We start from the raw sequence: 20,358 nt of genomic DNA, 5'->3' as shown, positions 1-20,358 counted from the left end.
CCGGATAGCCCTAGCGCCGGCACAGCGCCGCCACCGCGACCTCGGCCCGGCTGGCTTCCACCAGCTCCGCCACCTCCGGCCGTTCCAGCCGCTCGCACACCTCGTCGGCGCGGCGGTCGGCCTCCTCCTCATCCTTGGACACCTCAGAGGCGGCCGACATCATCGCCAGCCGGACCCGCAGCTCGTGCCAGTCCTCCTGCGCCGCCTCGCGCTGCGCCGCGGCCTTGCGCCGCTCGGCGGCCTGATGCGACAGCTTGTCCTTAAGCAGCAGGGTCAGCCGCACGGCGCGCGAGACGGTGGCGATCCGCTGGCAATAGTCGACCCCGGGCTGCGGCGCCTGCAGCGCCTCCCGCTGCGTCGCCCGGGCGATCGACATCTGGATCTCGACCAACTCCGCCACCACGCACAGATCCGCCGCCCGCTCCTCCTGCGGAGCGGCCGAGGCCTCCGTCGCCGAATCGGTCTGCGCCTTGTTCATGGAACATAGCATGAACGCAGTCGCTAATTAATACAACTGCACATTGTGTTTACAGCGGGATGATGTCGGATCGGATCACGCCGCAGCGTCGCACGGAGCACGTTCGGCATCATTCTCCGGCCCGGATGGACCGGCGTGATTCCAACCCGAAACCATCATGTTCCAAGCCGCCCGGGCTCGCGACGCGACCCGGGCGGAGCAGCCTGGTCAGGGCGTCTTCGTGTGCATATGCCCCTGCTGGAGCTGAAGCGGCGGCGCCCCCGCGGCCGCCGCCGAGATATCCCCGTCCGGCAGCACGATCGCGACGTTCTGCATCATGCCTCCATCCTCATGGTCGAGGATGTGGCAATGCAGCACGAACTCGCCGATGTAGCGCTCGTAGCGGGTCCGGATCTTGATCGTGTATAGGCCGGGATACTTCGGGCGCAGACCTTTGATCCAAAGCGTATCCTTCCAGACGCCCTTCAGGCCCGGATACTGAGGATCGACCTTCCCGTCGGACGTCCCGCCGTCGTCGTCGACGGCTCCCGGGACGCTCACATCATTGCCCTTCGGATCGAGGATCGAGACAACCTGGAAGGGGTTGACGTGGATGTGGAACGGGTGGCTGACGAAATGCGACTGCAGCGTCCACTCGTCCACCGTGCCCAGCCTGAGCTGCCGGTCCAGCCGGTCCGGCTTGTAGGGTTCGGCCTGGGCCTCGTCCAAGGTGTTGCTCACCTCGAACTTGGTGTTATCTGGATCGCTGGTGTCGATGAAGAAGGTCAGCTCCTGCTGGCCCGTGACCTCGCCCTCCGCGATGTCCGGATGAGGGACGAAGAGGGAGAATCTGAGGCCGCTGTTGAGGTCGGCGATCACCGCCGGTGCGATACCGGCGGGCATCGCGGCTTGGGCCGAGGCCACCAGCGCATCCCTGATGTAGCTGCCGGGGTCCGACACCTGAGTGCCCGCCTCGACATCAACGAAGCCGATGAGCGATGGGTTGGGGTTGTCGCCGTTGACCGACCCCGTCGCCGGGGAGGATGCGTCGATCAGGCAATAGCGGCCCGCCTCCGGGAACACCGTCAGCGTATCCCAGCGATAGCCGGGCTGGAACACCGTGATGTTTGAGCCCTGCGCCTGCGCCATGGTCAGCCCGTCTGCGGCGACCCGATAATAGGTGATGCCCGCATCGCTGCAGGATTCCTGGATGAAGGTCCGGGCCGCCGCCTGACTCAGGGTCGCGGCGAGCTGAGCCGAAGGCTTCATCTTCACGATCCGGAGACTGATCGTGTCACGCACGCCGGCATGAATCATCCGCCAGCGCTCGACCTGACCCTGGGTGGCCTTGAACGTGGGGAGGACGACGCCGTTGATCGACGTGTAGCGCCCCGAATCGGGCCACTCTCCCGGGGAGAACAGATCGTAGTTTTCGATTTCGCCGACATCGTCCGGGTCGCAGATATAGGGACCGTCGGTTCCATCGCGCTTGATCGTTCCGTCCGGGTTGCGGCAGGCATACTGGATCTGCTGGAACACCATCACCCGCTCCGGCAAGCCGTTCAGCAGCGTGTCGAGATCGCCCGTGGTCGTGCCGGTGGGCGGCCGGTTGCCGCGGATGATCAGCGCCCCGGCCATGCCGCTGGAGACCTGCAGCGCGGTCGAACCATGGCGATGGGTGTGGTACCAGAACGTCCCCGCCGGGTGGTCGCCCGGGATGTTGTATTCGTACTGGAATTTGACGCCGGGGTTGATCGACAGCAGCACGTTGTCACCGTTGCCCGACGGGTTCACCCACAGGCCGTGGCTATGCAGATTCGTGCCGTTGAAGCAGTGCCCGCCGTTGTGCTCGTGATCGGGGGCGCAACTCGGGTCTGCCGGCAACTGGTTGTGCAGGTTGACCCGGATCGTATCGCCCGCATCGACATCGATCGTCGGCGAGACATAGGGGGCCGTCGGGTCGACATCGGTGCCGTTGTAGCTGCGTAGATGCACCTTGTCATAGCGGCCCGTCGCCGGGTTGTACAACTGACCTTCGGTGTAGACGATGTTGAGATCCAGCACCTGCTCGTGCGGCAACGACCCGGCTATCCGCGGCCTCAGGCTCGTTGGCGGAGCGGCCCCCGCGCCGAGAATCCGAGGATTGCTGATCAGCCGCTCCGTGGTCTGCGCCCCGGCTGGAACCGTGCCAAAGGCGGCCCAGGCGAGACCTGCAAGCAGAAGACATCCAATGGGGATCTTGGTATCGATGGCCATATCGTCCTCCCAAAATTGTTCAATTATCGGGACTGAAAAATCCACCCCGGACGGGCGGACGTCCGATCAGGGCTCGACAAGCACCGTTACGCGCCGGACCTCCTCCCCGGTCGGGACGCGCGGTGGTGCCCCAACCTGGGTGATGCTGAGCCGGACGACGATGCGGCCGTCCTCGATCGCCTCCGCCGGCAGGGGCAGCGGATAAATCCCGGCCTCCTGCCCGGCGCGAGGGCCGAAGGGCGAGATCACGCCGATGTCGCGGCCCGCCGCGGTCGAGACGATGACCTCCCGGCGGCCGATCGGGCCGACCTCCACCTCCAGCCAGGCGATCTCGCCCGGCCGGAGCGGTCTGGGCAGGGGCAGCCTCAGCTCCTGCGCCGCCGCGTCTCCGCCGCCGAGGACCAGGATCGCGAGCAATCCAAAGGCCGCGGCGGCGAGGCCGAGCACCGCCTTACAGCGTCGCCAGCGAGACGGCCTTGAGCGCGACGGCCGGCTTGTTCTGTCCATGGGACGGCACCACCCGGATGTTCAGCGTCGCCTCCGCCGCGGCGCCCAGCTCGGTGAAGGCGCGCAGCGTCTTCGGCAGGGGCACCGCGAAGGTCAGGTCCATGTCGCCATGCCCGTGCATGCCCGGCGTGTGCGCGCCGAACAGGGCGAAGGTGCCGGCATAGTAAGGGCTGTCGGCCGCGACCTGGGTGACGCCTTCGGGCGCGTTGACGAGGATGTCGAACTCGCGGATCGGGCTCGGCCCCGGCGGCTGGGTCAGCGTGATCTGCGCCACCAGCGGCCGCCCGCCCGTCGCGGCGAGATGGCCCCGGACGGCGGCCGCCGGCACCGCCACCTTGCCGACATCGGCCGCCACGGAGCCCTGGATGGGCTGCGGCGGCGCGGCGGCGATCAGCCCGTCGCCGGTCTTCGGGACGACCTCCTCCCCCGACCCCGGCTCGTAGTCGTAGTCGAACACGCTCATGTCGAAATAGTCGCCGGCCTTGGCCGGGCCGACAGGCTTGCCGTCGCCGCCGATATAGAACAGGAACGGTTCGTTGTTGAAGGTCGCGGCATCCGCGTCGGCTGGACCGATGGGCCCGCGCTCACGCATCTGCTTCCGTGTCCAGACGTCCCACAGTCGGTCCATGTTCGCGTGATGCAGGACGAAGATCGGGTCGACCGGCGACAGGTTGTTGGTCATGTTGCCGTAGGGACCCGGGTCAGTCCGGCTGAAGCCGCCGAGATAGTTGTGCGTCTTGTTGTGCGGGAACCCTTCGAGCAGGGAGAACACCTTCGAACTGGTCGGCGCCGTGTTGTGCGAGGGCGTCTTGGCGCTGGTGAAGCTGAAGGGGGCGAAGGCTTCGTTGAAGTGCCTCGGCAGCAATCCGGCGATGATCATGAACAGCGAGACGTCGGCGGCGGTCTTGTCGTCCAGCTTCGGGTTGTCGCGCGACAGGTAGCGGGCGCTGGAGGTGACGCAGAAGGCCTGGCTCCCGGCGTCCGCGTAGCCCCCCTTCGTCGGCTGCGCCGGCGGCGGCGGATCCGGCGGGACCCAGCCGGTCACGTCGTTCCACAGATTGTCGAAGGCATCGTAGCCCCGGTCGTGCAGCTGTGCGTGCTGGTCGGCTGACAGGCTGTCCCAGTACGTCATCAGGGTCGGCTTGATGAAATCGGAGAACCGCCCGAAATTGGCCGTATAGGGCAGGAAGGGCGCGCTCGTCGGCGTCAGGACGTCGTCGAACATCCCGTCAGGGATCTGCGGCAGCTGGCTCCAGTCCCAATAAGGCAGCGCAAAGCCGGGCTCATTGGTCACGGTGCGGATGGTCTGCTCGAAATATCCGATATAGCCGCGATGCCAGACATAGAACCACCAGTTGCCGTGCGGGCAGTCCATCATGTGGACGAAGGCGTTGCGGAACCAGTTGTGCGGGTGGTCGGCCGGTTTGTTCAGCATCGCCTCCACGCCCTTGGCGTAGATGCGCAGCATCTTCTGGCCGGCGTCGCTGCTGACGTTGGGGCGGGTGTATTTCGCGGCGGCCCGGGCCGGCCGCAGCGGCACCGCGGCAGTGCCGGCCACCGCGGCAGCCGCCATCAGAACATCGCGACGCGACAAGTTGAAATCCGTTCTGTCCATGCTGTCCTCCCGATAATCTGTCGATTGAAAACATAAATTCCTAAACACGATCGTTCGCCGCGCAAAACCCGCTCCAACGATATTGAATAATTCACGATCACAATCAGCAATAACGAAGACATTTGTTTTTAACATCCAAATTAATACACGTCTTATTTGGCAATAATATCAAAACTCCATCTCTGAATCCAGGATGTATTATTCAAAACAGAGTCAAACTTATCTAATATAGAGCACAACCAGTTGCATATCACGCGACGTATCTATATGATTCCGAACTACGGAGCCCTTTACCTGACATTATTTCTAATCTTGAGTGATCCGCAATTCTTATTGTATGATTTAAATTAGCAATAATATCGTATCAAATTGCCAGAAAATTCTTGGCTTTCGGCAACGGGGAAGGCTCTGCACGAGTCTTGGGCCCGCAGCCTGACGCTTTCGGTAAAGTTGCCGCGGAACATGTGCCGGCAGAGATGCCCAAGGTCACGCATTCCGCGCAATGCGCCCCTCCCCAGCGTGTCGCGGGATAGGGTCGACCGGTCCTGCGACCGGCCGACCACCCCGCCGGGACTGAGCGCCTACAGGACGAAATCGGACGCCTGCAGCGCAAAGGCGCCGGTCAGCTGGATGTGGAAGTCGGAGACGCCGTCGCCGTTGAGGTCGCCGGCAATGGTGATGACCCCGGGGCTGGTGGCGGCGGCGCGCAGCTGGCCGGCCTGGTGGGTGAAGGCCCCGCCGCCGATGAAGGTGAAGGCCTGGTCGCCAGCGACGGCGGTGTTGGCATCGATCGCCGACAGGTCGATCTTGTCGCCCTGGGCGCGGCTGAAATCGGTGATCCTGTCGGCCGCCCCGACAGCGCTGTGCGAGACTGCGGTGAGGACGAAGCGATCGGCGCCCGCCCCGCCGGTCAGCACATCCTGCCCGGCCCAGCCGTTCAGCACATTGGCCAGGGCGCTGCCGGTGATCTGGTCCGCCCCGGTCGAGCCGGTGACATTCTCGATCGACACCAGGATGTCGCCCTGAGCGTCGCCGCCGGCACCGATCCCGGTCGCGAGGTTGACGGTCACGCCAATAGTTCCGGCGTAATAGCTGGCGGTATCGACGCCGGCGCCGCCGTCCAGCCGGTCGGCGCCGGCCCCGCCGCGGAGCATGTCGTCGCCACCCCAGCCGGCCAGGGTGTTGGCGCCGACATTTCCGCTCAGGCTGTCATTGCCCTGGTTGCTGCCGGTGAGGTTCTCGATGCCGGTCAAGGTATCGCCCTGGGCGTTGCCGCCGGATCCGGTTCCGGCCGCGAGGTCGACGGTCACGCCGGCGGTGCTCTCGTGGTAGCTGGCGGTGTCGGTGCCGGCGCCGCCGTCGAGCCTGTCGGCCCCGGCCCCGCCGCGGAGCACGTCGTTGCCGTCGCCACCCTGCAGAGTGTTGGCCCCGGCATTGCCGGCGAGGTTGTCGTTGGCCTGGCTGCCAGACAGGTTTTCGACGCCGTCCAGCGTGTCCCCCTGCGCGTCGCCGCCGTTGCCGATCCCGGTGAGGAGGCTGACCGAGACTCCGACGGCGCTGCCGTCATAGCCGGCGGTGTCGATGCCGGTGCCGCCGTAGAGCGCATCGACACCGGCCCCGCCGCGGAGCCGGTCGTTGCCCCAACCACCATCGAGGGTATCGCTGCCGCCCATGCCGTCGAGCACGTCGTTGCCGCCATCGCCGGACAACACATTGTCCACAGCCGAACCGGTCAGGACATCGCCGAAACTGGCGGTGCCCTGGATGTTCTCGATATCGTTGCCGATCGTATCGCCTTCGGCGTCGCCGCCCGACGCCGTCAGGGTCGTCAGATTGACCGTCACCCCGGCCGGGCCGTCATAGACGATGGTGTCGGAGCCGACTCCACCGATCAGGACATCCGCTCCAGCGCCCCCATTGAGGCTGTCGCCTCCCCTACCGCCACTGAGCGTGTCGGCTCCACCCCCGCCGCTCAGGGTGTCCCGGCCGCCTGCACCATCGAGAACATTGGCTGAATTGTTGCCTTTCAGAACGTCACTGTAGTCGGACCCCACCAAATTCTCGATACTGACCATCACATCGTTTTGACCATCGCCAAAACTAGCGATTCCTGTCGAAAGATCAGCATGAACGCTGACATAATCGTCTCCAAAAGAATAATTTACTGTATCGTTACCATTTCCACCGTTAATTCTATCGAAACCAGCCATACCAACTTCGCCATATATAACATCATCACCGTCATTACCGATCAAAATATCACTACTTTCGTATCCCCCATATATATAGTCCTTATTATCTGATCCTTGTATCTTATCATTAAAATCGCTTCCATATATCCCCTGTATATTTATCAATATATCACCAGCCGCTTCTCCACCTGAGTTGGCCCCTGTTCTAAGATCGACAAATACCGCAGACCAAGACAAGTAGTAATCCACCCAATTAATTCCTGCTCCGCCGTCCAGAATATCAGCTCCACTGCCACCTACGAGATAATCGTCGCCTCCGTAACCGTGCAGAATGTCATTTCCCGCGTAACCAAAGATGTCGTCATCACCGACGGTTCCGTTCAGCTTATCGGCGCCACTACCACCTTCGATATAATTGACCAAAGACACGGCATTGACGAACATATTGCGCATCGACATCATCCCCTCCCAGTTCATGAAATTCTGTATTGCCAAGGGCATGCAAAATTTGCCGCACCACCTTGGATGCGGACGCAGATCCTAGATTGCGAAAGCCGAACGACACAATCCGAAAAGAAGAGAGGCGCCGCGGCTGCCGAGGCGATCACCGCCGGTTGATGTGGTGGTCGATCAGGTGCCGCAGCGCCGCCGGGTCGCGAGCGCGGATGGCGGCGACCATGGCGTGGTGCTCCTGCGCGCTCAGGCGCAGCCCGGCGAGCGTGAACCAGCGGCCGGTGGTGCCGGACTGGCCGCGCTCGCGCATGTCGTGGATCAGCGCCGCCAGCACTGGGTTGCCGGCGATGTCATAGAGCCGGCGGTGGAAGGCGTAGTTCAGCTCGGTGCGGGTCGGCGGGTCGGCGGTCTCGATCGCCTGCTCGAAGCGCGCGGCGATGGAGTCGAGCTCGGCCAGGTCGGCCGCCGTCGCCCGTGCCACCACCGGCTCGGCCGCGCCGGTCTCGAGGATCGTCCGCACCGCCTTCAGGTGCAGCAGCTCATCCGGGTCGGGCGCCGCCACCCGGAAGCCGCTGTTGACCTTGTGCTCGACCAACCGGCGGTTCTTCAGCTCGACCAGCGCCTGCCGTACCTCGAAGCGGTTGGCCTCGTAGCGCTCCTGCAGGTCGATCTGCTTCAGCCACTCCCCGGCCCGGTAGACGCCGTAGAGGATGTCGTCCCGGATCGCCTCGACCAGCGTCTCGACCCGCCCCCGATCCATATCCTGCCGCTTCATCGTCTTCGGTGACTCGCTGCCGTCCGCGCCCGCCGCGCTTGACGCCTTGTAGCATGCCGGGTTGCCGTCCGCGATTTTGCCGTCTATCGTCACGGATAAATTGGCGCCAATTTTGGAGAAAGCGAGATGGCCGATGGCGGCGTGCTGAACGCGGATCTCGAAACCGGGCGCGCGGATCCCGGTGCAGCGGCGCGTGCGGCGGCTGGCCCGCAGCGGACGGGCATCACGCCGGTGCTGTCCTGCCGGGCCGATCCGCGCTTCGGCTACAGCCTGTTCATCCCGCCCCGGCTGCGCGGCAGCGAACGGGTGCCGCTGCTGGTGTCGGTGCATGGCAGCCTGCGGGGCGTGGAATCGAGCCGCGACGCCTTCGCCGATTTCGCCCGCTGGCACGGCGCCGTGGTGCTGGCGCCGCTGTTCCCGGCCGACCCGCTCGGCGACGGCAATGAGGATGGCTACAAATACATGGCCGAGGGCGACATCCGGTACGACCGGCTGCTGCTGGCCATGGTGGCGGAGGCCGAGGCCCGCACCGGCCTCGGCTTCGACCGGTTCTGCCTGTTCGGCTTCTCCGGCGGCGCCCATTTCGCCCATCGTTTCCTGTACCTGCACCCGGAGCGGCTGCGCGCCGTGTCGATCGGCGCCCCGGGGTCGGTCACGCTGATCGACCCGAAGCGCGACTGGTGGGTGGGCACGCGGGACATGGAACGGCTGTTCGGCCGCGCCCCGGACCTGGAGGCCATGCGCCGGGTGCCGGTGCATCTGGCGATTGGCGACAGCGACCTGGAGACGGCGTCGATCACCCATCGGCCGGGAAGCCGGCACTGGAGGACGGACGCCAACCGGGCCGGGGCCAACCGCATCGCCCGGCTGACCAGCCTGCGCCGCAACCTGCAGGCGCAGGGCCTGGCGGTGCGGCACGACATCATTCCCGGCGCCGCCCACGATCTCGTGGCGGTGGCGGAGCGGGCGCGCGACTTCTTCCACGACGTGCTCGGCCCCGGCCGGGCACCCGCCTTCGGCGCATAACCACAGACAGGGGGCAGAATGAACCGGCTCACGCTTCTGGCCACGGCGGCGGTCCTGGCGGCCTGCCCCGCCGCGGCCGGGACGCCGCAGCGCGGCGGCACCATCAGCACCGTGCTGTCGGCCGATATCCGCAGCACCAATCCCGGCGTCGACCGCGACGGCGCCACCGACATCGTGCACCAGCACATCGTCGAGGGGCTGGTCGGGTTCCGCGAGGACCTGGAGGTCGGGCCGATGCTGGCCGACCGCTGGGACCTGTCGCCGGACGGCAAGACCTACACCTTCCATCTGCGCCGCGGCGTCAAGTTCCAGAACGGCGCCACCATGACCTCGGCCGAGGTGAAATGGTCCTGGGACCGGCTGATGGACCCGGCCACGAAATGGCGCTGCCGCGACGTCTACACCGGCGACAACGGGCTGAAGGTCGAGAGCGTGACGGCGCCGGACCCGGACACCATCGTCTATGTGCTGGACCGGCCGAGCGCCGGCTTCCTGTACAACCTGGCGCGGATGGATTGCGGCGGCACGCCGGTGCTGCACCCGTCCTCGGTCAAGCCGGACGGCAGCTGGGACAAGCCGGTCGGCACCGGCCCCTTCATCCTGTCGGACTGGCGACCAGGCCAGTATGTCGAGCTGAGCCGGTTCGACGGCTACACCCCGCGCGACGACGCCATGAGCGGCTATGTCGGCCGCAAGGAGGTGTTCGTCGACAAGGTTCGCTTCAACATCATGCCGGATTCGGCGGCGAAGCTGACCGCGCTACAGGCCGGCGCGCTGGACACCGCCCCCCTGGAATCGCAGGACCGGATCCAGATCCAGGACAACACCGCTTTCGAAGTCCAGTCCAGCATCACCCCGGGCTGGGAGGCGCTGATCCTGCATTCCGAGGACCCGATCCTGCAGGACAAGCGGGTGCGGCAGGCGATCGTGATGGCGCTGGACCGCGCCGCCATCGCCGAGGCCGTCACCTTCGGTGGCTCCAAATTCTCGGCGACGCCGGTGCCGGAGTTCAGCCCCTACCACTCCCAGGCCCAGACCGACGCCCTGCCCTACGATCCGGAGCGCGCCAAGGCCCTGCTGGCCGAGGCCGGCTACAAGGGCCAGCGCATCGTCATGACCGCGAACAAGCGCTACGCCGAGATGTATGACTGCGCGGTGCTGATGCAGGACATGCTGCGCAGCGCCGGGCTGAATGTCGAGCTCGAGGTGCTGGAATGGACGGCGCAGTTGGACGCCTACCAGACCGGCAAGTTCCAGACCCAGTCCTTCTCCTACTCGCCGCGGCTCGACCCGCTGGGCCAGTGGGAGCGGATCATCGGGCCGCAGCCGCGCAAGATCTGGAAGGACCCGCGCGCCATCGACCTGCTGGCCCAGGCCAACGCCACCACCGACCGGGCGCAGATGCAGGCCGTGCTGGACCAGATCGGCCGGCTGTTCACCGAGGAGGCGCCGGCCGCCAGCCTGTACCTGCACGCCTCGGACTATGCCGTGGCCAAGCGAATCAAAGGCTTCAAGGTGTGGCCGGCCGACGCGCCGCGCTACTGGAACGTGTCGGTGACGAAATGACCGTGATCCGTACAGGCCTGGGCCAGCCTGACACCGCCCTGCCGTTCGCGGGTTACAGGCTAGCCTTCAGGTCGGCCAACGTGGCCATCAGCGTCATCGGATCGAGCGGTGATGGCTCGAAGCCGATGCGCTCGTAGAAATCCCTGGCCTCGGCCGATAGCGCATGCACGATCATCCCGCGAATCCCGATGATGTCGGCCGCCTGGATGACGCGCAGGCCCGCATCCCTGACCAGGGCGCGGCCAAGGCCCTCACCCTGGCGGGACCGGTCCACGGCGAGCCGGCCGAGGACCACCACCGGAATCGGGTCCGGCATGTTACGGCGGAAGCCGCCGGGCGCGGCGTCGATGGCGACCGCGCTCGATGCCAGGGCGTAATAGGCCAGCACGCGGCCGCCGTCAGAGGCGACGAAGGTGCGGGACGCGCCGGTCGCTTGATTCTTCAAGGCCCGGCGCTTCAGCCAGGTGTCCAGGCTCTCGACGCCCGACCCGAACGACTCGACGTCGTGATGCGGTGCCCGCGGCTCGGGCGCCGAGACCGTCATGCCTTGTCCCAGGGAGCCTTCGTCCGCATCGTCCGGCGCAGCCGTTCATTGGGCTGGGGCGGCATGTCCAGCCGAGCCAGGAAGGCGGCATAGGCTTCAGGGCTGGCCACGATGACGGTCTGGTCGAGCAGAGCCTCCTCGGCGGCTGCACGCGCGGCATCCAGCACGAAGTCCGTGCGGTTCTTCCCCCGCGCCTTTGCCGCGCGGTCGATCAGGCTGCGCTCCTCGGGCTTGATGCGGATGTTCAGCGTTTCACGCTTGCTGGACGCGGCGCGCGGCGTGGCCATGGCTTGAGCTCCTACGGTTCTGGCCATCATAGCATGTCCGTAGTGTCAACGTCATTACGCTGCGCGATTTGCCCTACCCTGCCGCCCGGCGCGACTCCTCCACCACGACGCGGCCGGGCTTGCCCAGGGCCTTGGCGACGGCGTCGAGCCGGCGGTCGACGGCGAGGCCGGTCAGCGCCTCCTCGTCGGCCGGCAGGGTCAGCACCACGGCCTCCCCCGAGACCGAGAGGCTGGTGCGTTCGAGCAGCGAGGTGGCGCCGCCGGTCAGGGTGTGAGCCAGGCGCAGGGCCTGGCCGAGCAGGAGCACCCGGCTGCGCATCGCCTCGGTCAGCAGTTCCAGCACCGGCCCGGTCAGCGCGTCGCCGAGGGTGCCGCCGTAGCGGACATACACGGCGGCCGCCAGGAACACGCGCTCGGCATGGTCGAGCCCGGCGACGGGCATGCGCAGCACCCGCAGCCAGGCATGCTCGGCCCGGTAGTCGGGATGCTCGAACCAGCCGATGTCGGAGAGCAGGCTGGCGGCCTGGCGCAGCCGCGCGTCGTCCGCCGTCTCCTCCGGGAACACCGAGCGGGTCCATTCCGCCACCACCTCGGCATGGCCGAAGCGGTCGAGCCGGTGCGCCAGCTCGGCGGCGGCGTAGATCAGCGGGTCGCGCGCCTGGTCCTCCGGCGACAGCAGGTCGTAGAGATGGCCCTCGCGCAGGCCGAGGGCCGAGAACACCACCCGCGCCGGCTTCAGCGTCTTCAGCACGCCTTCCAGCACCAGGGCGGCCATCGGCAGCATCTCGACCCGGCGGCGCGAGATCGAGGCGCCGGACAAAGCCCCCTTGCTCTGCTTCGCCACCAGGCCGACGAACTCGGCCAGAGCGCCGGTCGGCACCGTGTACTGGTGGATGATGTGCAGCGGGTGATTGACCCGTTCCATGAACAGCTTGGCGATGGCGCGCCAGGCGCCGCCGACCGGATAGAAGCTGCGGCCGGCATAGGCCGGCAGCCAGTCCTGCTGGCCCAGCGTGTCGAGCACGACGCTGCGCGCCTCCTTGCGCGCGCCGGTCTCGTCCATCAGCCGGAACGGGCCGAGCGGCAGGGTCACCTGCTCGTCGATCTCGCCGCGGTCGAGCCCGACCAGCTCGAGCGAGCCGCCGCCGAGATCGCCCATCACGCCGTCGACGTCGCGGATGCCGGAGAGGACGCCGAGCGCGGACAGCCGCGCCTCCTCCACCCCGCTGATCACGGTGACCGGCAGGCCGCAGCGGCGCTCGACCTCGGCGACGAAATCGGCGCCGTCCTCGGCCTCGCGCACCGCCGCGGTGGCCAGCACGTCGACCCGGTCGACGCCCATGCCCTCCAGCAGCCGGGTGAAGCGCGACAGGTTGTCGAGCGCCTGGACCACACCCTCGGGCGACAGGCGGCCGGCCTGGCCGAGGCCGCGGCCGAGCCCGCACATCACCTTCTCGTTGAACACCGGGACAGGCGACCGGGTCACCCGGTCATAGACGACGAGGCGGATCGAATTCGAGCCGATGTCGATGACGCCCACCCGCCCCGGCCGGGACGGAACGATCGGTCCGATACGGAACACCGAGCCTCGATCCTTATTCCGCGGGCTTGGCCAGGCGGCGTGGAGCCCGTTTCGCATCCTTCAGAGCGCTGCCCCGGCCGGACAGGCTGGGGTTGGTCATGAAGTACATATGCGCGCTGAAGGCATCCTCCGGCGCGTCGATCCGATGATAGCGGCCATCGGGGTCGAGCATCCAGGTGTTCGATTCATCCTTCAGATTCGCCAGCATGATCTGCTCCATCACCTGCTGGCGGACGGTGGCGTTCTCGAGCGGCACCAGGCTCTCGATCCGGCCGTCGAGGTTGCGCGGCATCCAGTCGGCCGAGGACAGGTACACCTTGGCCTGGCGCGACGGCAGCTTCTGGCCGTTGCCGAAGCACAGGATGCGGGCGTGCTCGAGGAAGCGGCCGACGATCGAATGCACGCGAATGTTCTCGGACAGGCCGGGCACGCCGGGGCGCAGGCAGCAGATGCCGCGGATCACCAGGTCGATCTCCACCCCGGCCTGCGAAGCCTCGTACAGCTTGTCGATGATGCTGGCGTCGACCAGCGCGTTCAGCTTGACCCAGATCTGGGCCGGCTTGCCCGCCTTGGCGTTGTCGATCTCGGCCTCGATCGACTCCATGATCCGGCTGCGCAGGAACAGGGGTGCGATCGACAGCTTCTCCAGCTTCGCCGGCCTGGCGTAGCCGGTCATGTAGTTGAACACCGCCGCCGCGTCGTGGCCGAGGCCCGGATCGCAGGTGAAGAAGCTGAGGTCGGTGTAGATCTTGGCGGTGATCGGGTGGTAGTTGCCGGTTCCGAAATGGGTGTAGGTGCGCAGACCGCCCTGCTCCCGCCGCACCACCATCGAGATCTTGGCGTGGGTCTTCAGATGGATGATGCCGTACACCACCTGGGCGCCCGCCCGTTCCAGGTCGCGGGCCCAGCGGATGTTGGCCTCCTCGTCGAAGCGGGCCTTCAGCTCGACCATCGCGGTGACCGACTTGCCGGCCTCCGCCGCCTCGACCAGGGCCTGGACGATCGGCGAGTCCTTCGAGGTCCGGTACAGCGTCTGCTTGATCGCCACGACATCGGGGTCGCGCGCCGCCTGGCGCAGGAACTGCACGACGATGTCGAAGCTCTCATAGGGGTGGTGGACGACGATGTCCTTGGCCCGGATCGAGGCGAAGCAGTCGCCGCCGAAATCGCGCACCCGCTCCGGGAACCGGGCGTTGTAGGGCGAGAACAGCAGCTCCGGCCGCTCGTCGACGATCAGCTTCCGGGTGTCGCTGAGGCCGAGCAGCCGGTCCATGGCGAAGACGTCGTCATCCTTCACCTTCAGCTTCTCGCAGACGAAGCGGCGCAGCGAGTCCGGCACGTCGGCGGAGACGGCGAGGCGGATGACGATGCCCTTGCGCCGGCGCTTCAGCGCGCTCTCGAAGGTCTTGACCAGGTCCTCCGCTTCCTCGTCGATCTCCATCTCGCTGTCGCGGATCACCCGGAACACGCCGCTGGCATGCAGCGCGTAGCCGGGGAAGAGACGATCGAGGAACAGCTTGACGATGTCCTCGATCAGCACGAAGCGGATCGGCGCCCCGGGCAGGCGGGTGAAGCGGTCGAGCTGCGGTGGCAGCGGCACGATCGCGTCCATCTCGTCCTGCGTCTCCTCCCCGGTGTTGACCAGGGTGAGCGCCAGGCACAGGCCGAGATTGGGAATGAACGGGAAGGGATGGGCCGGGTCGATGGCGAGCGGCGTCAGCACCGGGAACATCTCGTTGAGGAACCGCTCCTCCAGCCAGGCCTTCTCCGGCTTGGTCAGCTCGTTCGGCCCGACCACGGCGATGCCGGCGGCGCGCAGCTCCTCGCTCAGGGCGCGCCAGCAATGCTGCTGGTCACGCATCAGCTCCTGCACCCGGGCGGTGATCTCGCCGAGCTGCTGCGCCGGGCTGAGCCCGTCCTGGCTGGGCGAGACGACGCCGAGCGCCACCTGCGCCTTCAGCCCGGCGACGCGGACCATGTAGAACTCGTCCAGGTTGGAGGCCGAGATCGACAGGAAGCGCAGCCGCTCCAGCAGCGGATAGCGGGTGTTGTAGGCCTCCTCCAGGACACGCTGGTTGAAGGCCAGCCAGGACAGCTCGCGATTGATGAAGCGCTCGGGCGAATCCGCCGGGATCGACGGCAGCGCGGGTGCGCGGACGGCTTCCGGCGCCTCGGTGGGGACGGCCTCGGCGGTGCTCTGCAACATGCTCACGGGTCGTCTCCGAACCTTCATCGATCGCAACAAAACTGTAATATCAAGCCCTTGTCGGGCTCGATTTCACCGCACTATACACAAGCCTGAACGGTAAGCGCCACGTCAGTAGCGCTGGGGCACGTAGAGTTCGGCCGGCAGCGTGCGGCGCTCGTAGTTCGGGTCGAACACCCGTTCCGGCAGATTGATCTCCTCGTGCGGCACCTCCTCGTAGGGGACCGCCGAGAGCAGGTGCGAGATGCAGTTCAGGCGCGCCCGCTTCTTGTCGTTTCCCTCCACGATGTGCCAGGGCGCCTCGGGGATGCTGGTGCGCTCGAACATCGCCTCCTTGGCCTTGGTGTACTGTTCCCATCGCACCCGGGACTGCAGGTCCATGGGCGAGAGCTTCCACTGCTTGATCGGGTCGTGGATGCGCATCAGGAAGCGCAGCTGCTGCTCCTCGTCGGTGATCGAGAACCAGTACTTCACCAGGATGATGCCGGAGCGCAGCAGCATGCGCTCGAACTCCGGCACGTCGCGGAAGAAGTCCTCCACCTGGCCTTCACTGGCGAAGCCCATGACGCGCTCGACGCCGGCGCGGTTGTACCAGCTGCGGTCGAACAGCACGATCTCGCCGGCGGCCGGCAGATGCGGCACGTAGCGCTGGAAGTACCACTGGGTCTTCTCGCGGTCGGAGGGGGCGGGCAGCGCCACCACCCGGCAGGTGCGCGGATTGACGCGCTGGGTGATGCGCTTGATGGCGCCGCCCTTGCCGGCGCTGTCGCGGCCCTCGAACAGGACCACCATCTTGAGGCCCTTGTGGTGCACCCAGTCCTGCAGCTTCACCAGCTCGCTCTGCAGGCGCAGCAGCTCATTGAAATAGATGTGGCGGTCGATGGAGTTCTTCCGGCGCGTCTCGAGCAGGGCGCGGAGCTCGGGCGGGACGCGGGCGTCGTCGACCGCCTGCTCCAGTTCCTCGTCCATGTCGTCTTCGAGCTCGATCTCGTGCCAGCTGCGGGTGTCGGTGTCTTTCAGCTCGGTCATGGGCCTGCCTCCTGCTGCTCAGAGACCGTCTGTAAATGCTACTGGCGCGTTTCCAGACGGTCTCTCACCCCGTGTACCCGGAAGCTTATGCAGTTTGGTGACAGTCGGTCGCTGAACGTCAGCTCATCGCGAAGACGGGCATGCGGTCTGCAACACCCCGGAGCGTCAGCGCCTGAGGCCGGGCCTCGACCCCGCGCGACGAGAGCAGCCGGACCGATTCCGCGTCCCGGAGCACCGCCTGGGTGGCGAAGATGCTGTCCTCGGTAGCCAGCGCCTGCACCCGCGATGCGATGTTGACGGTCTGGCCGAAATAGTCCTGGCGATCGTTGAGGTTCACCGCGAGGCACGGCCCCTCATGGATCCCGATCTTCAAGATCAGCTCCTCCGCCCCCTGCCGCGCGTTCAGCTGCCGCATGGAGTCGCGCATGCGCAGCGCAGCCGAGACGGCCCGGTGCGGCGCCGGGAACGTCGCCATCACGGCGTCGCCGATGGTCTTGACCACGGCCCCGGCCTCGGACGCCACGATCTCGTTCAGGATCTGGAAGTGGGAGCGCACCAAGTCATAGGCGACGAGGTCGCCGACCCGCTCGTAGAGATCGGTCGACCCCTTCAGGTCGGTGAACAGGAAGGTCAGGCTCATGATCTTGAGCCGCTGCTCGACGTCGAGCGTCTCGGTCCGATACAGGTCGCGGAAGGTCTGGTTGGTCAGCAGCCGCTTGGCGGTCAGGAACGGGCGGCGGCCGCCGATCAGCTTGTCCAGCTCCGGGCCCGCCACATAGACGCCGACCAGGACCCGGCGTTCTGCCCGGTTGTCGAGCTGAAGGCGGAGCGGACCTGGGGACAGGGTGGTTCGGCCGACGCCGGCAGGGGCGCTGGTGAAGACCATGGACAGCTCCCGGCGGTCCGTCGTCGGCTCGCCCGCGGTCTCGACCAGATGGGCCGTGTGAGTCACCGGGTCGAAGATGATGAGGGGGTGCGCGGGAAGCTGCAGGGCCAGGATCATCCGTTCGCCGGCCTGCAGCTCGACCGTCTCCAGCATAAGCTTGTCGAATGCGCCCAGCTCCGGGAACGCGACGCCGGACCCGAAGAAGACCTGGCGGTGATAGTCCCAGAAGCCGAGGGTGTCGGGGTCGTGGGCGGCGATGCGGCGGATCCGGGGACTGACCGTGAAGCTGACCTCGACCGTGTCGTCGAGCGTCGGCTCGCTGGTCACCGAGCAGAATGCGCAATGGTAATCCTGTTGCCGCACGCTCTTCAGCGTGGCGTTGGCGTCCAGGACGCCACCGCAGCTCGGGCACAGGATGTTCCAGGACATCTCGAACAGGCCCAGCCGCGACGCGTGCAGCAGGGCCGCGATCACCGCCTCCTCATCCAGGCTGCGGGCGGCCGCGAAGGCCAGGGCGTTGACGCGCGCGAGCTCCTCATCGCGGCCGTTGCGGACGAGATCGTCGACGGCAGCGACCACGCCGGGGTCGGCCGAGCGGCGCAAGGCGTCGAAGAGGGCGTCGTTGTCCTGCATGGGCGGAGCATACCCCAGTCGCGCCCGTGGCGGACAGGGGCCGCTTGCCTTACGTCACGGCGCCTCCGGCCGCGCGGCCCGTCAACGCCGGCCGCCGAAGAGCGAGCCCAGGACGCCGCGGACCACGGCGCGGCCGATGCTGCCGCCGATCGTGCCGGCGCCCGAGCCGCCGACGCTGCGCCCGAGGCTGCGGCCGAGCTGGGTGCCGACCGAGCTGCCGGCGTTGCGGATCACGTCGCGGAAGATCGACTCCGCCATGCTGGGGCCTTCCTTGGCCTCGGCCTTCGCCTGGGCCTTGGCCTCGGCGGCGGCCGTGGCCTGCTGCTGCGCCTCGGCCGCCTTGATGCTCAGCTTCTCATAGGCGGAGTCGCGGTCGATCGCGGCGGCGTATTTCACGGCCATGCCGCCGGCGGCGATCACCGCCTGGCGCTCGCCGTCGGTGATCGGGCCGAGGCGCGAGACCGGCGGGCAGACCAGCGCCCGCTCCACCACCTCGGGAATGCCCTTGGCGTCGAGGAAGGAGACCAGCGCCTCGCCCACCGCCAGCTCCTGCAGCGCGCGGGCAACATCGAGCCCGGCCTCGGTGCGGAAGGTGTCGGCGCTGGCCTTCAGCGCCTTCTGGTCGCGCGGGGTGAAGGCGCGCAGCGCGTGCTGCGCCCGGTTGCCGAGCTGGGCCAGCACCTTGTCCGGGATATCGATCGGGTTCTGCGAGACGAAATAGACGCCGACGCCCTTGGAGCGGATCAGCCGCACCACCTGCTCGACCTTCTCGACCAGCGCCTTGGGCGCGTCGTCGAACAGGAGGTGCGCCTCGTCGAAAAAGAACACCAGCTTCGGCTTGTCCGGGTCGCCGACCTCCGGCAGGCGCTCGAACAGCTCGGACAGCAGCCAGAGCAGGAAGGTGGCGTAGAGCCGCGGCGCCTGGATCAGCGTCTCGGCCGCCAGCACGTTGATCATGCCGCGCCCGTCCGAACCGGTGCGGATCAGATCCATCAGGTCCAGCGCCGGCTCGCCGAAGAAGGCCTCCGCCCCCTGCTGCTCCAGCACCAGCAGCTGGCGCTGGATGCTGCCGACCGAGGCCTTGGAGACGTTGCCGTAGACGCCGGTGAATTTCGACGCGTTCTCGGCCATGTGCGCCAGCAGCGCCTGCAGGTCCTTGAGGTCGAGCAGCAGCAGCCCTTCCTCGTCCGCCGCCTTGAAGGCGATGTTGAGCACGCCCTCCTGCGTGTCGTTGAGCTGCAGCAGGCGCGACAGCAGCAGCGGCCCCATCTCCGCCACCGTGGCGCGGACCGGCGTGCCCAGCTTGCCGTACAGGTCCCAGAACACGGTCGGATAGCCCTGATAGGTCAGCGCGCCGAGGCCGAGCGTCTTGGCGCGCTCCTCGATCTTCGGGTTGGCCGCGCCGGGCTGGCTGATGCCGGCGATGTCGCCCTTCACATCGGCGACGAAGACCGGTACGCCGGCCTGGCTGAAGCCTTCGGCCAGGACTTTCAGCGACACGGTCTTGCCGGTGCCGGTGGCGCCGGCGATCAGCCCGTGTCGGTTGCCGAGGCCGAGCAGCAGCCGGTGCTCGCGCTGGCCTTTCGCGAAAGTGAGTCCGTCGGTCATGTCCGTCTCCTCGGCCCGCGGCCCCAGATAGCAGGCATCTCAGGCGCATGGTGCCTCGCGGCTGGACGGGACGCCAGATGTTGCGCAGGGTAGGCCCGCGAGGAGAAGCGATGAAGACCCTGATCCTGCTGCGACATGCGAAATCCGACTGGGCCGACCCGGCCCTGGCCGATCACGACCGGCCGCTGGCGGAGCGCGGCCGCGACGCCGCGCCGAAGATGGGCGCCTGGCTGAAGACGCATGGGCCGAAGCCCGACCTGGTGCTGTGCTCGACCGCCACCCGCGCCCGGCAGACCCTGGCGCTGGCGCTGGAGGCGCTGGGCGCCGCCCCCGAGACCCGCTTCGACCGCGGCCTCTATCTGGCCGGTGGCGCCGGGGTGCTGGCCCGGCTACGCCAGGCGCCAGACGAGGCGGCGACGGTGCTGCTGGTCGGCCACAATCCCGATCTGGAGCAGCTGGCGCGCCGGCTGGCGACGACGGGCGACAAGGCGGCGCTGGCCCGGCTGGCGGAGAAATACCCGACCGCCGGGCTGGCGGTGATCGAGCTGCCGGTCGAGCGCTGGGCCGAGGCCGGCCCCGGCGGCCGGCTGGTCGCGTTCGAGACGCCGAGGACGGCCGAAAGCTGATCGCCTTGATTCCGCCCAGATCAGCAACAGACGATTTGCAAAACTCGCGCCAACAATCAAATTGCGGGACTGTTCCCGCCTTTCAGATTATTCACCGTCCGCAGAGTCGA

Annotated in this window: 16 protein-coding genes and 1 pseudogene; 3 read left to right on the top strand and 14 right to left on the bottom strand. The window is 67.1% G+C overall.

The window, feature by feature from the left end; genetic code table 11:
* Window positions 1-10: 10 nt before the first annotated feature.
* From AB4Z01_RS04810 to AB4Z01_RS04780, 7 genes and pseudogenes are all read right to left on the bottom strand, one after another.
* Window positions 11-478, bottom strand: coding sequence for a hypothetical protein (locus AB4Z01_RS04810; protein WP_441691106.1), 468 nt, complete (start codon window positions 476-478; stop codon window positions 11-13).
* Between the two features lie 207 nt (window positions 479-685).
* A complete protein-coding gene (locus tag AB4Z01_RS04805) occupies window positions 686-2,713 on the bottom strand; it encodes a multicopper oxidase family protein (RefSeq protein ID WP_441691104.1) in 2,028 nt (675 codons plus the stop codon).
* Window positions 2,714-2,779: 66 nt separating this feature from the next.
* Window positions 2,780-3,160 (bottom strand): hypothetical protein, encoded by a 381-nt coding sequence (locus AB4Z01_RS04800; protein WP_441691102.1) that lies wholly within the window; start codon window positions 3,158-3,160, stop codon window positions 2,780-2,782.
* Window positions 3,161-3,164: 4 nt separating this feature from the next.
* The gene (locus AB4Z01_RS04795) at window positions 3,165-4,835 is read right to left on the bottom strand and encodes a tyrosinase family protein (RefSeq protein ID WP_441691100.1); all 1,671 of its coding nucleotides are present in this window, start codon (window positions 4,833-4,835) and stop codon (window positions 3,165-3,167) included.
* 581 nt (window positions 4,836-5,416) lie between these two features.
* A complete protein-coding gene (locus AB4Z01_RS04790) occupies window positions 5,417-6,889 on the bottom strand; it encodes a calcium-binding protein (protein ID WP_441691276.1) in 1,473 nt (490 codons plus the stop codon).
* A gap of 93 nt (window positions 6,890-6,982) precedes the next feature.
* Window positions 6,983-7,471: pseudogene (locus AB4Z01_RS04785) on the bottom strand (calcium-binding protein); the annotation flags it as partial.
* Window positions 7,472-7,631: 160 nt separating this feature from the next.
* A complete protein-coding gene (locus tag AB4Z01_RS04780) occupies window positions 7,632-8,255 on the bottom strand; it encodes a GntR family transcriptional regulator (protein ID WP_441691098.1) in 624 nt (207 codons plus the stop codon).
* A 126-nt stretch (window positions 8,256-8,381) separates the two neighbouring features.
* Between AB4Z01_RS04780 and AB4Z01_RS04775 the strand changes: the two genes are divergently transcribed.
* On the top strand, window positions 8,382-9,281 hold the full coding sequence (locus AB4Z01_RS04775; protein ID WP_441691096.1) for a hypothetical protein: 900 nt from the start codon (window positions 8,382-8,384) through the stop codon (window positions 9,279-9,281).
* Between the two features lie 18 nt (window positions 9,282-9,299).
* On the top strand, window positions 9,300-10,847 hold the full coding sequence (locus AB4Z01_RS04770) for an ABC transporter substrate-binding protein (protein WP_441691094.1): 1,548 nt from the start codon (window positions 9,300-9,302) through the stop codon (window positions 10,845-10,847).
* Window positions 10,848-10,899: 52 nt separating this feature from the next.
* Here AB4Z01_RS04770 and AB4Z01_RS04765 read toward each other — a convergent pair whose 3' ends face one another.
* The 7 genes from AB4Z01_RS04765 to AB4Z01_RS04735 form a co-directional block, all read right to left on the bottom strand.
* A complete protein-coding gene (locus AB4Z01_RS04765; RefSeq protein WP_441691092.1) occupies window positions 10,900-11,391 on the bottom strand; it encodes a GNAT family N-acetyltransferase in 492 nt (163 codons plus the stop codon).
* The gene (locus AB4Z01_RS04760; protein ID WP_441691090.1) at window positions 11,388-11,678 is read right to left on the bottom strand and encodes a type II toxin-antitoxin system TacA family antitoxin; all 291 of its coding nucleotides are present in this window, start codon (window positions 11,676-11,678) and stop codon (window positions 11,388-11,390) included. Before AB4Z01_RS04760 ends, AB4Z01_RS04765 begins: the two co-directional genes overlap by 4 nt.
* Before the next feature lie 73 nt (window positions 11,679-11,751).
* Entirely contained in the window at window positions 11,752-13,260 is a 1,509-nt protein-coding gene (locus AB4Z01_RS04755; protein ID WP_441691088.1) for a Ppx/GppA phosphatase family protein, read from the bottom strand.
* 13 nt (window positions 13,261-13,273) lie between these two features.
* Window positions 13,274-15,466, bottom strand: coding sequence for an RNA degradosome polyphosphate kinase (locus tag AB4Z01_RS04750; protein ID WP_441691274.1), 2,193 nt, complete (start codon window positions 15,464-15,466; stop codon window positions 13,274-13,276).
* A 111-nt stretch (window positions 15,467-15,577) separates the two neighbouring features.
* A complete protein-coding gene (gene ppk2 / locus AB4Z01_RS04745; protein WP_441691086.1) occupies window positions 15,578-16,495 on the bottom strand; it encodes a polyphosphate kinase 2 in 918 nt (305 codons plus the stop codon).
* A gap of 118 nt (window positions 16,496-16,613) precedes the next feature.
* Entirely contained in the window at window positions 16,614-18,014 is a 1,401-nt protein-coding gene (locus AB4Z01_RS04740; RefSeq protein ID WP_441691084.1) for an adenylate/guanylate cyclase domain-containing protein, read from the bottom strand.
* Between the two features lie 81 nt (window positions 18,015-18,095).
* Window positions 18,096-19,622 carry a helicase HerA-like domain-containing protein gene (locus AB4Z01_RS04735; protein WP_441691083.1) on the bottom strand — a complete coding sequence of 509 codons (1,527 nt, stop codon included), beginning with the start codon at window positions 19,620-19,622 and terminating at the stop codon, window positions 18,096-18,098.
* 110 nt (window positions 19,623-19,732) lie between these two features.
* Here AB4Z01_RS04735 and AB4Z01_RS04730 point away from each other — a divergent pair, with 110 nt between their 5' ends.
* On the top strand, window positions 19,733-20,248 hold the full coding sequence (locus AB4Z01_RS04730) for a SixA phosphatase family protein (RefSeq protein WP_441691082.1): 516 nt from the start codon (window positions 19,733-19,735) through the stop codon (window positions 20,246-20,248).
* Window positions 20,249-20,358 lie beyond the last annotated feature (110 nt).

The organism is Inquilinus sp. YAF38 (genome assembly GCF_052113205.1).
Lineage (GTDB): Bacteria > Pseudomonadota > Alphaproteobacteria > DSM-16000 > Inquilinaceae > Inquilinus.
This window is presented reverse-complemented; position numbering and strand designations above follow the sequence as displayed.

What these genes read in the sequence shown, in the direction of transcription:
- AB4Z01_RS04795 (WP_441691100.1), bottom strand. Translation starts at nt 4,835, where the DNA reads ATGGACAGAACGGATTTCAACTTGTCGCGTCGCGATGTTCTGATGGCG.
- AB4Z01_RS04780 (WP_441691098.1), bottom strand. Translation starts at nt 8,255, where the DNA reads ATGAAGCGGCAGGATATGGATCGGGGGCGGGTCGAGACGCTGGTCGAG.
- AB4Z01_RS04750 (WP_441691274.1), bottom strand. Translation starts at nt 15,466, where the DNA reads ATGTTGCAGAGCACCGCCGAGGCCGTCCCCACCGAGGCGCCGGAAGCC.
- AB4Z01_RS04760 (WP_441691090.1), bottom strand. Translation starts at nt 11,678, where the DNA reads ATGGCCACGCCGCGCGCCGCGTCCAGCAAGCGTGAAACGCTGAACATC.
- AB4Z01_RS04770 (WP_441691094.1), top strand. Translation starts at nt 9,300, where the DNA reads ATGAACCGGCTCACGCTTCTGGCCACGGCGGCGGTCCTGGCGGCCTGC.
- AB4Z01_RS04810 (WP_441691106.1), bottom strand. Translation starts at nt 478, where the DNA reads ATGAACAAGGCGCAGACCGATTCGGCGACGGAGGCCTCGGCCGCTCCG.
- ppk2 (WP_441691086.1), bottom strand. Translation starts at nt 16,495, where the DNA reads ATGACCGAGCTGAAAGACACCGACACCCGCAGCTGGCACGAGATCGAG.
- AB4Z01_RS04740 (WP_441691084.1), bottom strand. Translation starts at nt 18,014, where the DNA reads ATGCAGGACAACGACGCCCTCTTCGACGCCTTGCGCCGCTCGGCCGAC.
- AB4Z01_RS04735 (WP_441691083.1), bottom strand. Translation starts at nt 19,622, where the DNA reads ATGACCGACGGACTCACTTTCGCGAAAGGCCAGCGCGAGCACCGGCTG.
- AB4Z01_RS04775 (WP_441691096.1), top strand. Translation starts at nt 8,382, where the DNA reads ATGGCCGATGGCGGCGTGCTGAACGCGGATCTCGAAACCGGGCGCGCG.
- AB4Z01_RS04765 (WP_441691092.1), bottom strand. Translation starts at nt 11,391, where the DNA reads ATGACGGTCTCGGCGCCCGAGCCGCGGGCACCGCATCACGACGTCGAG.
- AB4Z01_RS04730 (WP_441691082.1), top strand. Translation starts at nt 19,733, where the DNA reads ATGAAGACCCTGATCCTGCTGCGACATGCGAAATCCGACTGGGCCGAC.
- AB4Z01_RS04805 (WP_441691104.1), bottom strand. Translation starts at nt 2,713, where the DNA reads ATGGCCATCGATACCAAGATCCCCATTGGATGTCTTCTGCTTGCAGGT.